11 protein-coding genes and 1 pseudogene are annotated in these 14,151 nt (G+C 41.9%); 9 read left to right on the top strand and 3 right to left on the bottom strand.

What is annotated here, in order from left to right:
• Positions 1-16 precede the first annotated feature (16 nt).
• The 3 genes from AC4CU3_RS05920 to AC4CU3_RS05910 all read left to right on the top strand — a co-directional run bounded on the left by AC4CU3_RS05920 (position 17) and on the right by AC4CU3_RS05910 (position 2,507).
• On the top strand, positions 17-784 hold the full coding sequence (locus AC4CU3_RS05920; RefSeq protein ID WP_126038159.1) for a tRNA threonylcarbamoyladenosine dehydratase: 768 nt from the start codon (positions 17-19) through the stop codon (positions 782-784).
• 99 nt (positions 785-883) lie between these two features.
• A complete protein-coding gene (locus AC4CU3_RS05915) occupies positions 884-1,993 on the top strand; it encodes a DUF695 domain-containing protein (RefSeq protein WP_490738049.1) in 1,110 nt (369 codons plus the stop codon).
• Positions 1,994-2,057: 64 nt separating this feature from the next.
• On the top strand, positions 2,058-2,507 hold the full coding sequence (locus AC4CU3_RS05910) for a hypothetical protein (protein WP_279045000.1): 450 nt from the start codon (positions 2,058-2,060) through the stop codon (positions 2,505-2,507).
• A 118-nt stretch (positions 2,508-2,625) separates the two neighbouring features.
• On the opposite strand, the gene dusA is transcribed toward AC4CU3_RS05910, so the two are convergent.
• The gene (dusA, locus tag AC4CU3_RS05905; RefSeq protein ID WP_490738047.1) at positions 2,626-3,648 is read right to left on the bottom strand and encodes a tRNA dihydrouridine(20/20a) synthase DusA; all 1,023 of its coding nucleotides are present in this window, start codon (positions 3,646-3,648) and stop codon (positions 2,626-2,628) included.
• 133 nt (positions 3,649-3,781) lie between these two features.
• On the opposite strand from dusA, the gene AC4CU3_RS05900 reads away from it, so the two are divergent.
• Positions 3,782-4,930 (top strand): site-specific integrase, encoded by a 1,149-nt coding sequence (locus tag AC4CU3_RS05900; RefSeq protein WP_005400789.1) that lies wholly within the window; start codon positions 3,782-3,784, stop codon positions 4,928-4,930.
• On the opposite strand, the gene AC4CU3_RS05895 is transcribed toward AC4CU3_RS05900, so the two are convergent.
• Complete coding sequence (locus AC4CU3_RS05895; protein WP_004644614.1) at positions 4,914-5,186, bottom strand: pyocin activator PrtN family protein; 273 nt, start codon at positions 5,184-5,186, stop codon at positions 4,914-4,916. The genes AC4CU3_RS05900 and AC4CU3_RS05895 overlap by 17 nt on opposite strands.
• Before the next feature lie 153 nt (positions 5,187-5,339).
• A pseudogene (locus AC4CU3_RS05890) lies at positions 5,340-5,735 on the bottom strand (undecaprenyl-diphosphate phosphatase); the annotation flags it as partial.
• Between the two features lie 313 nt (positions 5,736-6,048).
• Here AC4CU3_RS05890 and kdpA point away from each other — a divergent pair.
• The 5 genes from kdpA to AC4CU3_RS05865 all read left to right on the top strand — a co-directional run bounded on the left by kdpA (position 6,049) and on the right by AC4CU3_RS05865 (position 14,045).
• A complete protein-coding gene (kdpA, locus tag AC4CU3_RS05885; protein WP_039890241.1) occupies positions 6,049-7,773 on the top strand; it encodes a potassium-transporting ATPase subunit KdpA in 1,725 nt (574 codons plus the stop codon).
• 11 nt (positions 7,774-7,784) lie between these two features.
• Positions 7,785-9,827, top strand: coding sequence for a potassium-transporting ATPase subunit KdpB (kdpB, locus tag AC4CU3_RS05880; RefSeq protein ID WP_004281624.1), 2,043 nt, complete (start codon positions 7,785-7,787; stop codon positions 9,825-9,827).
• 19 nt (positions 9,828-9,846) lie between these two features.
• The gene (gene kdpC / locus AC4CU3_RS05875) at positions 9,847-10,449 is read left to right on the top strand and encodes a potassium-transporting ATPase subunit KdpC (protein ID WP_004679624.1); all 603 of its coding nucleotides are present in this window, start codon (positions 9,847-9,849) and stop codon (positions 10,447-10,449) included.
• 206 nt (positions 10,450-10,655) lie between these two features.
• Positions 10,656-13,304 carry a sensor histidine kinase gene (locus tag AC4CU3_RS05870; protein ID WP_005400786.1) on the top strand — a complete coding sequence of 883 codons (2,649 nt, stop codon included), beginning with the start codon at positions 10,656-10,658 and terminating at the stop codon, positions 13,302-13,304.
• Positions 13,305-13,331: 27 nt separating this feature from the next.
• A complete protein-coding gene (locus AC4CU3_RS05865; protein WP_004692355.1) occupies positions 13,332-14,045 on the top strand; it encodes a response regulator in 714 nt (237 codons plus the stop codon).
• The last annotated feature ends 106 nt before the right edge of the window (positions 14,046-14,151 follow it).

Raw genomic sequence — 14,151 nt, 5'->3', positions numbered from 1 at the left:
CGATATAGATGTACGCATGACTGATCTGCAACATGATGAATATGACCGCCGTTTTGCTGGTGTAGCCAAAATTTATGGAGACGAGGCCTTTTCATATTATGAAAAAAGTCATGTGATGGTGATCGGAATTGGTGGTGTAGGTTCGTGGGCAGTCGAGGCTTTAGCGCGTACAGGCGTTGGCGAATTAACACTGGTTGATATGGACTCGATTGCGGCTTCCAATATTAACCGCCAACTGCCAGCCATGACCTCAACCTTGGGCCATGAAAAAATTGAAGTCATGGCCGAGCGTTGTCGATCCATCAATCCACGGATCAAAATCAATTTGATCGATGACTATTTGACTCCAGAAAACGTCAAAGAAATTTTAGAGCATAGACCAGACTTAATTTTAGATTGTATTGATGACGTCAAAGCTAAATTAGCACTGATGTTACACTGTCGTTTTAATAAAATTCCATTGATTGTTTCAGGGGGAGCTGGGGGTAAGCTCGATCCATTGAAAATCCGAGTGGCTGATTTGTCTAAAACTGAACAAGATCCAATGTTGGCAAAGCTTCGAACCCAGTTGCGTGGCATGGGGATTTGTAAAAAACCAAAAGAAAAGTTCGGCATTAGCTGTGTCTATTCGATTGATAATCCATTTTCCAGTGCAGATGTGTGTCCAAGTGCAGGCCTACGCTGTGGTGGCTATGGTTCTGCGGTGGTGGTGACTTCAAGCTTTGCGATGGTGGCAGTGGCGGAAGTGCTGAAAAAATTAGATGGAATGAAAGCGAAACAATAATACTGTTTTAGGTTTAATTGGACTGCATACATCAATATATTGATACAGTCCATAGACCACAAAAAATATTGAAACCAATAGAAAAAAGAGAAAAGAAAAATGAGCTTTTTAAAAAAATTATGGGGTTCTCAAAAACAAAAAATGCCTGCGAATGAAAATGCATATACTGCATTTTGGCAATGGTTTCAGCAGCATCAACAGCATTTTCACCACATTGTGAATCAAGGCAGTAAAACTGAAATCGAGCGAGATTTCTTTGATCGACTGACGCCTGAATTGGAAAAAGTCCATAGCGGCCTCTTTTTTCTGACGGGCATGTTGACCCCGCAAACAGCTGAATTAATTCTTACCCCTGATGGCATCATTCCAAATATTGTTTTTGTGGAAGAGCTGATTGCAGCTGCACCAGAGATTGCAGGGTGGAAGTTCACTGCACTTAAACCTGAAAGCGATATTCATCAAGTCGGGATTAATATGCATGGCTATGAGTTTAGTCAGGAAACTTTATCTTTTTATTTTAATCAGCAAGCGGAATATCCCGATGAGATAGATCTGGTTGTAGTACATGATGAATATAATGCAGCTGAAAACGATGCGTTTTTACAGGCTGTGTATATTTTCCTCGATAACTATTTGGGCGAGTATGATGCGATCACCAAATTAGACAATGTTTCTGTGCAGTCTAAGCAAGGTGCCGAAAACGAATTGCTACCGATTCACTTGCTCAAAAACATTTTAATTTTAAAAAGTAGTGAAATTTCAAGATTAGACAAAATTACCCGTTCAAATACGGATGCTGATGAATTTGTCAGTTTGGAAGGTGAAACCAATGAAGGTCTACCGTTGCTGGCGACTTTAAATCGTACACTTTTAACATGGGATCAAAAAGCCTCACATCCGTGGATGATGTTGATTGAAATCTCTTATGATGGTCAGCATTCAAATGGCATGCCTGCATCTACAGATTATGAGCTACTGAATTTGATAGAAGACGAATTATTACAAGAGCTTAAGGATGTAGATGGCTATTTAAATATTGGTCGTGAAACGGGTAATCACTTAAGAACCATATATTTTGCGTGTAAAGAGTTTCGAAAGCCATCCAAAGTCATTGATCAAGTAATTGAAAAATATAAAGACAACTTTGAAATAGAGGTCAGTCTGTTTAAAGACAAATACTGGCGTGCTCTGAGTAAATTTACCGGTTAAGCTCTTATATAAAAGAAGAGTTCGCCTGAAGCACTTTTAAAATATAAAGGGATAAAGCAGCTCCATGACTCATCTTTCAGGGCATTCCAAACTTGATGTTACAATAGTGGCTTTAGGGATCATTTTGAGTTGTGGTGTTGTATATGCTATTTACTCAACCGTTCGTCATTTTTATGTTTTAAATCAGGTCAATGAAGCCAAAGAAATGATGAGTGATATACAGTCATTATTGGTTTGGTCAATTCATCAGTATCATGATGATGTCACAAAGGCTTGTCATTTAAAAAATATACAACAGATTGCGCAATCCATCGAATTTCAAAATATGAATCGTATTTTAAAATTACAGGATCAAATTCGTCAGCAAAGTCAATTTGTTGAACAGATCAAAGTAAATGCCACGCCTGATTTACACCACTGTATAACCACGGCTTATTTTGAAAAGAGCCAATTGTTAGTGAGTATCTTTCAGGAAAATATATTTCCTATTATGATTTTAAAACTGAAAAAATAAAATGTGTCACCAATATACAAAAGCGTGCTTTAGCGAAAGCGCGCACTCGGCTATAACGATGAAACATAAAAAAGCGAAGCAGATGCTTCGCTTTTTTCTTTTAGATCAACGTTCTAAATTACTGGGCGAGAGTGTGTTCTTTTAAATAATCTTCGGTGCGTTGCATCGCGTCTTTAATGTTAAGAATTGCATTTTCAACATCGGCAAAAGTCTTGGCATTACCACCACTTAAAGCCTGACGCCACTTGCGAGCGCCCGGAAGGTTTTGGAATAGCCCAAGAATATGGCGCGTGATAATCGACAATGGCGCACCCTCAGCCATACGCTTGGCAATATAAGGCAGCATTTGCTCGATAATATCAAAACGATTAGGCAGCTCTAAATTCCACAATTGACCCAGCTCAGCCAAAAGGTAAGGGTTATGATAGGCCTCACGACCAATCATCACACCATCCACATGTTTAAGATGTTCTTGTGTTTCAGCAAAGGTTTTGATCCCGCCATTAATTTCAATCAATAGATTTGGACGTTCTTGCTTTAAACGATAGACATCTTCATAACGTAGTGGGGGAATGTCACGGTTTTCTTTCGGAGAAAGCCCCTGAAGCAAGGCAATACGTGCGTGTACGATAAAATTATCGCAGCCCGTTTTCGTGACTGTATCGACAAAATGTAGCATTTCTTCATAAGAATGCATGTCATCAATCCCGATACGATGCTTTACCGTGACTGGAATCTCCACGGCATTTTGCATTTCAGCAATACATTCAGCGACAAGGTCAGGTTCTGCCATGAGACAGGCCCCGATTTTATTATTTTGTACACGGTCGCTTGGACAGCCGACATTTAAATTGACTTCATCATAACCCCAGTCTTGTGCCATTTTGGTACAAGTGGCTAAGTCTTTAGGATTTGAGCCACCGAGTTGTAGCACAATCGGGTGTTCTTCATTGTTATAGTCGAGATGACGATTTGCACCGCCAAACAGAATCGCGCCAGTGGTCACCATTTCGGTATAAAGGATGACATTCGGGTTAAATAAGCGGGCAAAGAAACGATAATCTTTGGTCGTCCAATCCATCATCGGTGCTACGCTGATTCTCGGAGATTGAGTGTTTTCAATGTTTTTGTTAATAGTCATTAAAAATCATACCTTTAATCTATATTCTGCAACCTGCGAGAATTTGTTTGAACCTGTGTTTAGGTGGGTGAATCCATTTGCATTTACACCAAATTTTACACCATAATAGAAAAAATAGCTTTTGGTGTAAATTATGGGTTCAATTACAGCAAGGAAAGGTGCAGATGGTAAAGTTAACTATCGTGCTGCGATTCGAATCACTCGAAAGGGCTTTCCTGCTTTTTCTGAAAGTAAAACATTTCACTCAAAGAAATTAGCTGAAAACTGGATTAAGAAACGAGAAGTCGAAATTCAAGAAAATCCTGATATTTTGCTTGGCAAAGAAAAGTTGATTGATCTGACCTTATCAGATGCCATAGATAAATATTTGGATGAAGTCGGGAGCGAGTACGGAAGGACGAAACGCTATTCTCTGCTCTTAATTAAGAAGCTACCAATTGCGCGCAATATTATCACAAAAATAAAATCAGTACATTTAGCCGAGCATGTGGCTTTAAGGAAGGGTGGAATTCCGTACCTCGATCTTGAACCTATTGCGACTAGTACACTGCAACATGAGCTTTTACATATCAGAGGTGTTCTTTCTCATGCTGCTGTTATGTGGGAAATGGATATTGATTTAAATAGCTTCGATAAGGCTACTGCTCAGTTAAGAAAAACACGTCAAATATCCTCCAGTCAAAAAAGAGACCGACTGCCTTCGAGAGATGAATTGATTGCATTGACGAAGTATTTTGCAGAACGATGGAAGCTAAATCGTTATGGCTCTAAATACCCAATGCATTTGATTATGTGGTTTGCAATTTTCTCATGCAGACGTGAAGCTGAATTAACACGATTGTATCTTCGAGATTATGACCCACATCATTCAACGTGGAAAGTGCATGATTTAAAGAATCCTAATGGTTCTAAAGGTAATCATAAGTCATTTGATGTACTTGATCCTTGTAAGGAGCTGATCAAAAGACTGAAACATTCAGAAGTTCGAGAACGGATGCTAAAGCTTGGACATAATGAAAATTTGTTATTGCCTTTGAATCCCAAAATTTTGGGTAAAGAGTTTAGAGAAGCTTGTAAAATTTTGGGGATTGAAGATTTACGATTTCATGACTTGAGACATGAAGGCTGTACTCGATTAGCTGAACAGAGTTTTACTATTCCTGAAATTCAGAAAGTAAGTTTGCACGATTCTTGGGGGAGTTTACAGCGTTATGTATCAGTGAAAGCGAGAAGAAATATATTACAGTTGGAGGAGGTGCTACGCCTCATCGATGAAACGTAGCAAAATCTTTGGATGCCTCTGAATATTGCTTATCCAAGACAGCAGCAAGATCCTTAATGTGTACCAAAAATGGAGCACGTTTACTTTTATCTATTTTGAATACTGAGAAAGGGAATTGTTGATTATTCGCTTTTCTCAGTGCTTCGGCTTTGCTGAGGTGGGGATAATAGTCAGAAACTACTGTCATTAGTTCAACGGTCATAGAACGATACTTTATAAAAAGTAGTTCGGTAGTATTAATTTGAAAGCAATTCATGAAGTGGGTATTCCATACATAAAACTTTTTTAATTTGAATGGGCTTTGTTGCACAAAGATTTCATAACTATATGATTTTAAAAGTTTTGATTATTTTTTGATCCAAAATTAAATTTATTTAAATCAGATGCTTACATATTTATGCAACAAAGCCGCTTCTACAGCAAAAATTAACAGTGCACCAATAATCAGTGCAGATGCCACAACCGAAGGACTGAATAAAACTTGTTTAATAAAATCAACAGCTATAACTCCGATCACTACTGCAGGAATAAATGAAATGAAGACATTTATCGCAAAACGTCTCGCATGGTAATCACCTGATATAAAACCATGTAGTAGATTAATAATTTTTTTACGGTAGAGCCAACAAACGGCTAAGATTGTGCCCAGTTGAATGACAACTTCAAAGACACAGCCTGAGCCTGAATGAAAATCAATTAAATGGCCAAATAAAATTAAATGACCAGTACTGGAAATGGGTAAAAACTCCGTTAAACCTTCTATAAAACCTAAAAATAAGGCTTTAAGTACTGAAATTATATCCATAAATAAAGTGAGTCACAGAATAATAATAGCCATCACTTTTAAGATATTTTTCTGCATTTATAAGTGCATTGAGCTAAATTTTTACGCTTTCTTTACGCGGCATCCAAAGTTATGAATAGAGACTTTACGGTCTTATTTTTCATACTGGATTTTGGAATATCCCAATGCTTAGGATGAAAAACATGAGTGCGGTCATTCACGCGCATCAGCAGGTACAGCATCAAAAAAATTGCGTTGTACTAAATAATCAAAATAAACGTTATTTCAATATCTGCATGCAGATTTCAGCTCTGAAACATAGGAGTGAAATGCCATGTTAGAGTTTGCTTTGCTTTTAGCCATCGTCTTTGTTCTGGCTTATCCCTTGGGTAAATACCTCGCAGCAATTATGCACAACCGCGATATGAAAATTGATCCTCTATTCAATTGGATTGAAAAGCCCATTTACGCGGTTTTAGGAATCAATCCCAAACGGGGGATGAATGTCAAAACCTATTCATTCAATTTTGTCATGAGCTGTGCAGTGATCGGTTTGGTGACTTGGACTCTATTTATGGTTCAAGCCAGCCTGCCGTTGAACCCAAACCATGCACCGAATATGTCATGGGATTTGGCGCTGCATACCATGATTTCGTTTCTGACCAATACCAACCAGCAGCACTATTCAGGACAGGCGCAACTGTCTTATTTATCGCAAATGGTCGGCATTGTCGGCTTGCAGATCTTCACGCCGATGATGGGCCTGGCGATGGTGGTGGCTACAGTTCGAGCACTGTTCTACAAACAATCCAATGCACTTTCTGAAACCGATCAACAGACCAGCTTTAAGCATAAAGTGCAACAAATTAATGTCGGCAACTATTGGGCCGATGTGATTCGTCCGACGTTCCGCTTTCTGATTCCTTTATGCATGGTTTGGTCATTATTGCTCACTAGCCAAGGCGTACCATCGACTTTTCAAGGCGGCCCAGAAGTTCAAGTCATCGACCAAAGCAGCGAATTAACAACGCAAAAAATACCTTTAGGCCCTGTTGCGCCCATGGTAGCAATTAAGCAATTGGGCAGTAATGGTGGTGGCTGGTATGGTCCGAACAGCAGTGTACCTTTGGAAAATCCGACACCATTGTCAAACTTTCTGGAAATGCTTGCGATTTTACTGATCCCTGTTTCGGTGATTTTTATGCTGGGCTTTTTCACCAAACGCGCCAAATTCGCAGGCTTGGTCTTTGCTTCAATGCTGCTGATGTCGATCATTTCTGCGACTAGCGCTATCTGGTCAGAAAGCCTTTCATCGACTTCGACATTGCTTTCCGCCATGGAAGGTAAAGAAGTGCGTTTTGGCGAGGCATCATCTGCTTTGTGGTCAGCGGTCACCACCCAAGTCAATAACGGCTCAGTGGATATGATGCATGATTCATCTGCACCGCTCACAGGTATGGTGCAATTGTCCAATATGCTGATCAATGCCATTTGGGGCGGGATTGGCTGTGGTTTACAGCAATTCATTATTTATCTGTTTTTAGCAGTCTTTATTGCAGGCTTAATGACCGGCCGCACCCCAGAATTGTTTGGCCGCAAAATTGAAGCCGGTGAAATCAAGCTGCTCGCTGTTGTGATTTTGATCCAACCCATCGTCATTCTTGGTTTAACCGCAATAACTGTATTTTTTCCTGAATTGACGGGCAACAGTAATCCGCAATACCACGGCATTTCTCAAGTGCTGTACGAATATGTGTCTGCATTTGCCAACAATGGCTCAGGCTTTGAAGGGCTATCAGACAATACCGTGTGGTGGAATGTCACATGCGGTATTGCTTTATTGCTCGGCCGTTTCCCGACATTAATTATTCCTTTAATCATCGCTACACGTTTAGCTGCTAAACGCCAAGCACCTGAAAGCAGCGGCAGTTTAAAAGTCGAAACGCCAACATTCGCACTGACTTTAATTGCCATTGTGGTGATGTTGACCTTATTGCAATTTATGCCAGCCCTGGTCTTGGGGCCAATTGCTGATCATCTGTTATTGGTTCAAGGTTAAGGGGGAGTACAATGAATCATTCAAAACACACTGTTCAAACACAGCAAAACACCATAGCTTCAACCTTATTTCAAGCTGAAGCATGGAAAAATGCTTTTATTAAACTGCTGCCGCAGCATGTGATTAAAAATCCGGTGATGGCCATCGTTTGGCTTGGGACGCTGATTACACTGGTTAGTACAATTCTAGGTCAATCTAGTTTGGTTTTTGGCTTATTGGTGACGTTGATTTTATTTGTGACGGTTCTCTTTGCCAATTATGCCGAAGCGGTTGCTGAAGCCAAAGGCCGCGGACAGGCGTCATCCCTGCGTCAAGCGCGTCAGAATTTGACGGCGCGCCGGATCCATTCTAAAGATGATATGGATGGGGTGCAGATTTCAGCGGCTGAATTGAACATGCATGACTTGATTGAAGTGCGTGCAGGGGAATTGATTCCCGCAGATGGTGAAATAATTCAGGGCTTTGCTACGATCAATGAAGCTGCAGTAACAGGTGAATCTGCGCCGGTACTCCGTGAAGCGGGCACAGATAAATCTGGGGTGATTGGCGGAACCAAAGTCTTAACCGACCGGATCATCGTGCAAGTGACCGCAGAGGCGGGAAATAGCTTTCTCGACCGAATGATTGCTTTAGTCGAAGGCTCAAACCGTCAAAAAACACCGAATGAAATTGCCTTAGGTATTTTACTGACCGTGATGACTGTGACTTTTATCATCGTCGTGGTCAGCCTGCCGTTGATTGGACATTTCCTGCATATTGAAATCAGCCCGATTTTATTGGTGGCGCTATTGGTCTGCTTGATTCCAACCACCATCGGCGGCTTATTGCCAGCTATTGGAATTGCAGGGATGAACAGAGCGCTCAAAGCCAATGTGATTGCCAAATCAGGCAAGGCGGTTGAAGTTGCAGGCGATATAGATGTTTTACTACTCGATAAAACCGGAACTATTACTTACGGTGACCGTCAGGCGACTGCTTTTTATCCCTTAACAGGAGTGACGGAGTCTGAACTTCGCCAAGCGGCGGTACTGACTTCTTTGGCCGATCCAACGCCAGAAGGTAAATCGGTGGTTGCTTTGGCCAAAGAGCAAGGTGAAAGAGTGGCCGAGCCTGAACAGGCTGAATTTATCGCTTTTAATGCGTCCACACGCATTTCAGGCCTTAACTTGGCGGATGGTCATCAAGTGCGTAAAGGCGCTATGGATGCCATTCTTAAATTCGCTTCGCAAAACCTTGAAAATCATGCCGAACTGAAAGCGCGCGTAGAACAAATAGCTTCAAAAGGGGCAACGCCGCTGGTCGTGGCTAAAGACCAGAATTTGTTGGGTGTCATTGAACTATCAGACGTGATTAAGCAAGGCATTAAAGAAAAATTTGCGCGCTTACGTGAAATGGGCATTAAAACTGTGATGGTGACCGGAGATAATCCGCTCACAGCAGCGGCCATCGCAGCAGAGGCTGGTGTGGATGATTATATCGCTGAAGCGAAACCAGAAGATAAACTCACATGCATTCGAACCGAGCAAAACAAAGGACATTTGGTAGCGATGGTCGGTGACGGTACTAATGATGCACCGGCGTTGGCCCAAGCAGATATTGGCTTAGCCATGAACTCGGGAACGCAAGCAGCCAAAGAAGCAGGCAATATGGTGGACTTAGATTCTGATCCAACCAAATTGCTATCTGTGGTTGAAATAGGCAAACAGCAGCTGATTACTCGCGGTGCATTAACCACCTTTTCCTTGGCGAATGATGTATCAAAGTATTTTGCAATTTTGCCGGCATTATTCGTCGCGGCAATTCCGCAAATGCATGTGTTAAATGTCATGCAACTAGGCAGTTCTGAAAGTGCCATCCTGTCTGCGCTGATCTTTAATGCGATCATTATTCCTCTGCTGATTCCAATTGCACTGCGCGGTGTGAAATTCAAACCTTCGACATCTACCCAATTATTGCGCCGCAACATGCTGATTTATGGTGTGGGCGGGGTGCTGCTACCGTTTATTGCCATTAAAGCGATTGATCTGCTGATCAGTCCAATCTTGGCCCTATAAATTTTTTGAGGATGACAAAGTGAATATGCAAAATCATCAATTGGCAGACTCATCATGGGGTGAGAAACTGCGCGCTTCGTTTGGAATGACCATCATTGCTCTAGGCTTATGCGGCTTTGTATATAGTGCTGCTGCAACCAGCTTAGGACAAATGCTCTTTCCAAAACAAGCCAACGGCAGCTTGATTGTCGAAAATAATCAAGTGATCGGTTCACGCTTAGTGGCACAGCCTTTTGCCCAAGTTCAATATTTCCATCCGCGTCCATCTGCCGCAAATTATGATCCTATGGCGATGGCCGGAAGCAACATGGCGAGAACCAATCCTGAACTGCAGAAAGCCATAGAGGAACGGCTGAATCGAATCGCAGCGAAGGAACAGATTGAAAAATCTAAAATTCCTGCGGATCTGGTCACCGCTTCAGGCAGTGGCATCGACCCTGAAATTAGCGTGCAATCAGCCATGATTCAAGTGAAGCGGATTGCCCATGCACGGCATATGCCTGAACAGAATGTCGAAAAACTGATTCAGTCGCATACGGTTCAGCCGATTTTTGGGATTTTAGGGCAGGCACGTATCAATGTGCTTGAATTGAATTTGGCTTTGGATCGGGGCGGGAAGTGATATGAATGGCTTGAAGATTAAAATATAGTGATTGAACGCTATTAAATAATTTGAATTGAGTTACATACGATTGTTGGGCGAGGGGATGTTCTATACCTCCGCCCAACGGTGGCATCCATATTGCCCAGCAATAGCCAAGCTGACTTTAGACGCATTTAAATGAATTTAAAAACATCTTTTTAAAGCAATAAATAAAGATTACTTCTATGACTGATCAACGAACCAATAAAGCCGATGTTTTGCTGCAACATACACAGCGTTATCAGTCTGGGCGGCTGACGATTTTTTTAGGCGCAGCTCCGGGCGTGGGAAAGACCTTTGCCATGCTGGTTCGTGCGCATGAACTGGCGCTGCAGGGTATTAATATCGTCATTGGCTATGTAGAAACGCATGGCCGTAGAGAAACTGAAAATTTAATTTCTGGTTTAGATATAATTCCGCGCAAGGCTATTGAATATCAAGGGCAGCATCTGGAGGAAATGAATCTAGATGCCGTTTTGGATAAAAAGCCCAGTATTGTTTTGGTGGATGAATTTGCCCACACTAATATGCCCGGCAGCCGTCATGAAAAACGCTGGCAAGACATCAATGAATTATTAGATGCTGGTATTGATGTTTTTACCACCATGAACATTCAGCATTTGGAAAGTTTGAATGATGTGGTATATCAAATCACTGGGATTCGTGTCACTGAAACCGTGCCAGACCGGGTGTTCGAACGGATTAGAGATATCCGCTTAATTGATTTGCCTGTGAATGAGCTGTTGGAGCGCTTAAACCAAGGGAAGGTTTATGTGCCTGAGCAGGCGGAACAGGCCTTACAGCGATTTTTCAACAGCTCCAACTTAACGGCACTGCGTGAACTGGCAATGCAAACCGTTGCCAATTATGTTGATAATGATGTACGCGAAAATTTCGCCATTCAAGGGCTTGCTCAAATCCCCTTAAAAAATCATGTCTTAATTATGATTGATGGCAAAGGGCATTCTGAAGCTTTAGTTCGGACTGGATGCCGTATTGCCGAGCATCGTGCGGCAAACTGGACGGTTGTTGCTTTTTCTCATGATACGCAAATCATGAATAAACAGGAAAACTCGCAAAGCCGTGAAATAGAACGGGCTTTAAACTTAACGCGTCAAATGGGCGGAATGACAGAAGTCCTTTACGGCCAGCAACATGCTAAAACTTTATTTGATTATGTGATGGACCGCGGCATTTCAACCTTAGTTTTAGCGCAAGCGGCTCCGCAAAAGTTTTCGCTGAATTTAAGGCTCAATTTGATTGATCAATTACTGCAATACCGGCCCAGTTTTGAACTCAGTATAGTGCCGATTATTGCAGAGAATAAGCATCTGTCCTTTTTCACTCAAAGGGCATTCTTGTCGCTGAGAGAAATACAGTACGTACTAGCCACCACGGTCATCAGCATTGTGATTGCAAGCTTAGGGGAAAAGTATTTAGGGATTGAAGATCTTTCGGTGATTTTTATCACCGCTGTGGTTTTTGTGGCATCAAAAACACGGATGCTGGCTGCAGCTTTTTCAGCCATCCTATTCTTTCTAGCTTATAATTTTTTCTTTATTTCCCCGCAATTTACATTTCAGATTTCTGCACATCAGGGGATTGTCACCGTGATTGCATTTTTGGGCGCGGCTTTAATTTCGAGCCGATTAGCGTCACGTTTGAAAGAGCAGGTGACTGCACTCAAAACGGCGAACAGTTATAACAGCATTATGCAGGATTTAGGGCAGAAGCTGTCCACAGCATTAGATTTGGCACAAATCAAGGAGATTGCTGAACATAGCCTGAGTAAAAATCTCAATGCAGATGTCTGGCTGTATTTCCCAGATACTGCAGCAACTCAAGCATCATCGACTATCATGAGTAATAAAGAAAAAATTTCAGCCGATTGGACATTCAAAAACCATCAACCGTCCGGTCGCTTTACCCAAACCTTGACGGAAAATGAGTGGTGGTTTTTGCCCTTATTGGCTTCCAAGCAATGCTTAGGCGTGGTGGGGTTGAAACTTAAAGATGTGCAAGCAGTAATCAATACGGAGCAAAAACAGCTCGCTGAACTCATGGTAGAGTATCTTGCGCAGGCGATTTTCCGCACCCAGCTGACCAAGGCTTTGGAAATAGCCAATGTGAATTCTGAAACGGAAAAATTGCGCTCGGCATTATTATCATCCGTATCGCACGATTTACGCTCGCCTTTGGCGTCGATGATTGGAGCAGCGGATACTTTGAGCACTTACCGCCATTCCATGAATGAAAATGATCAGGACAGCTTGCTGGAAGCGATTCATTTAGAGGGGGAGCGTTTAGACCGCTATATTCAAAACCTACTGGATATGACCCGTTTAGGCCATGAAGGCTTAAGCTTGAAGCGGGACTGGATTGGAGTTGATGAACTGATCGGTTCAGCAGTGCGCCGTTTAAACCGTTATATGCCAGATGCATTGGTTGAAGTGCATGCGCCTCAAGAATCTTTGAGTTTATTTGTACATGCCGCCTTGATTGAACAGGCCATTTTTAATGTACTGGAAAATGCCGCAAAATTTTCACCAGAAAATAAAGCTGTGATGATTGAGGTGCAGCAGGTGAATGAAAATGAGATCGAAATTGCCATAACTGATAAGGGGCAGGGTATCCCGGAAGGTGAGCGGGAACGCATTTTTGACATGTTTTATACCATGCAGCGCGGCGACCGCGGGCAATATGGTACAGGCTTGGGCTTGACGATTGTGAAAGCGATTGTGGGTGCGCATATGGGGAAAATCATGGCATCATCAGGCAAGAACAATCAAGGAACATGTATCCGCATACAGCTTCCTATTCAGCAAATTACTTAAAGCATCTAGCAGCTTTTAGGTGGGAAAATGCCAGAACAGAATGAATCAGCCAGCTCCATGACCAATGTCTTGATTATTGATGATGAAAATCAGATTCGAAAATTCTTGGATATAGCACTCAGAGCGCAAGGCTATAAAACGCTTTTGGCTGAAAATGGCCAAAAGGGTTTGGAACTCCTAGCTTTGCAAGGCGCGGATTTAGTGATCCTCGATTTGGGTTTGCCAGATTTGGATGGTTATGAGGTTTTGTCTGAGCTTCGCACATGGTCGCACGTTCCAGTGATAGTGCTGTCTGTGCGGGCAAATGAAGAAGAAAAAGTGAAGCTTCTGGATGCTGGCGCAAATGATTATGTCACCAAGCCGTTTAGTGTTCAGGAGCTGGTGGCGCGCATTCGTGTACTGCTTAGGCAGCACCAGCATAGTACTGTTGATACTGTAATTTTTGATGATGGCGTATTAAAAATCGATTTTTCCAAACGGCAGGTTTTTTTAAATCAACAATTGCTCTCCTTAACACGCAAAGAATATCAGCTGCTGAATTTATTGGCGAAAAATAAAGGCCAATTGATTACTCAGCCGCAAATATTGAAAGAGCTGTGGGGGCCAACGCACCAAGAAGATACGCATTATTTACGGATTCTGGTGGCTAAATTAAGAGTGAAGTTAAATGATAATGCTGTGCAGCCTAAATATATTATTACTGAACCGGGAGTGGGTTTGCGATTTTTGAAGATTTATTAATATTAAATATGCCATTTATTTTACATGAGTAATTAGACCTCTTTCATAAATCATTTTTTGCTCAGTTCCAAGTTGTAGATTCCAGCGATTAAATTGAATCTCAAAC

Source organism: Acinetobacter sp. 802_lipA (assembly GCF_058242885.1).
This window is presented reverse-complemented; position numbering and strand designations above follow the sequence as displayed.

Excerpts from the sequence above, each read along its gene's own strand:
- kdpA (WP_039890241.1), top strand. The coding sequence starts at position 6,049 with ATGTTAGAGTTTGCTTTGCTTTTAGCCATCGTCTTTGTTCTGGCTTAT.
- dusA (WP_490738047.1), bottom strand. The coding sequence starts at position 3,648 with ATGACTATTAACAAAAACATTGAAAACACTCAATCTCCGAGAATCAGC.
- AC4CU3_RS05865 (WP_004692355.1), top strand. The coding sequence starts at position 13,332 with ATGCCAGAACAGAATGAATCAGCCAGCTCCATGACCAATGTCTTGATT.
- AC4CU3_RS05920 (WP_126038159.1), top strand. The coding sequence starts at position 17 with ATGACTGATCTGCAACATGATGAATATGACCGCCGTTTTGCTGGTGTA.
- AC4CU3_RS05910 (WP_279045000.1), top strand. The coding sequence starts at position 2,058 with ATGACTCATCTTTCAGGGCATTCCAAACTTGATGTTACAATAGTGGCT.
- AC4CU3_RS05870 (WP_005400786.1), top strand. The coding sequence starts at position 10,656 with ATGACTGATCAACGAACCAATAAAGCCGATGTTTTGCTGCAACATACA.
- AC4CU3_RS05900 (WP_005400789.1), top strand. The coding sequence starts at position 3,782 with ATGGGTTCAATTACAGCAAGGAAAGGTGCAGATGGTAAAGTTAACTAT.
- AC4CU3_RS05915 (WP_490738049.1), top strand. The coding sequence starts at position 884 with ATGAGCTTTTTAAAAAAATTATGGGGTTCTCAAAAACAAAAAATGCCT.
- AC4CU3_RS05895 (WP_004644614.1), bottom strand. The coding sequence starts at position 5,186 with ATGAATTGCTTTCAAATTAATACTACCGAACTACTTTTTATAAAGTAT.
- kdpB (WP_004281624.1), top strand. The coding sequence starts at position 7,785 with ATGAATCATTCAAAACACACTGTTCAAACACAGCAAAACACCATAGCT.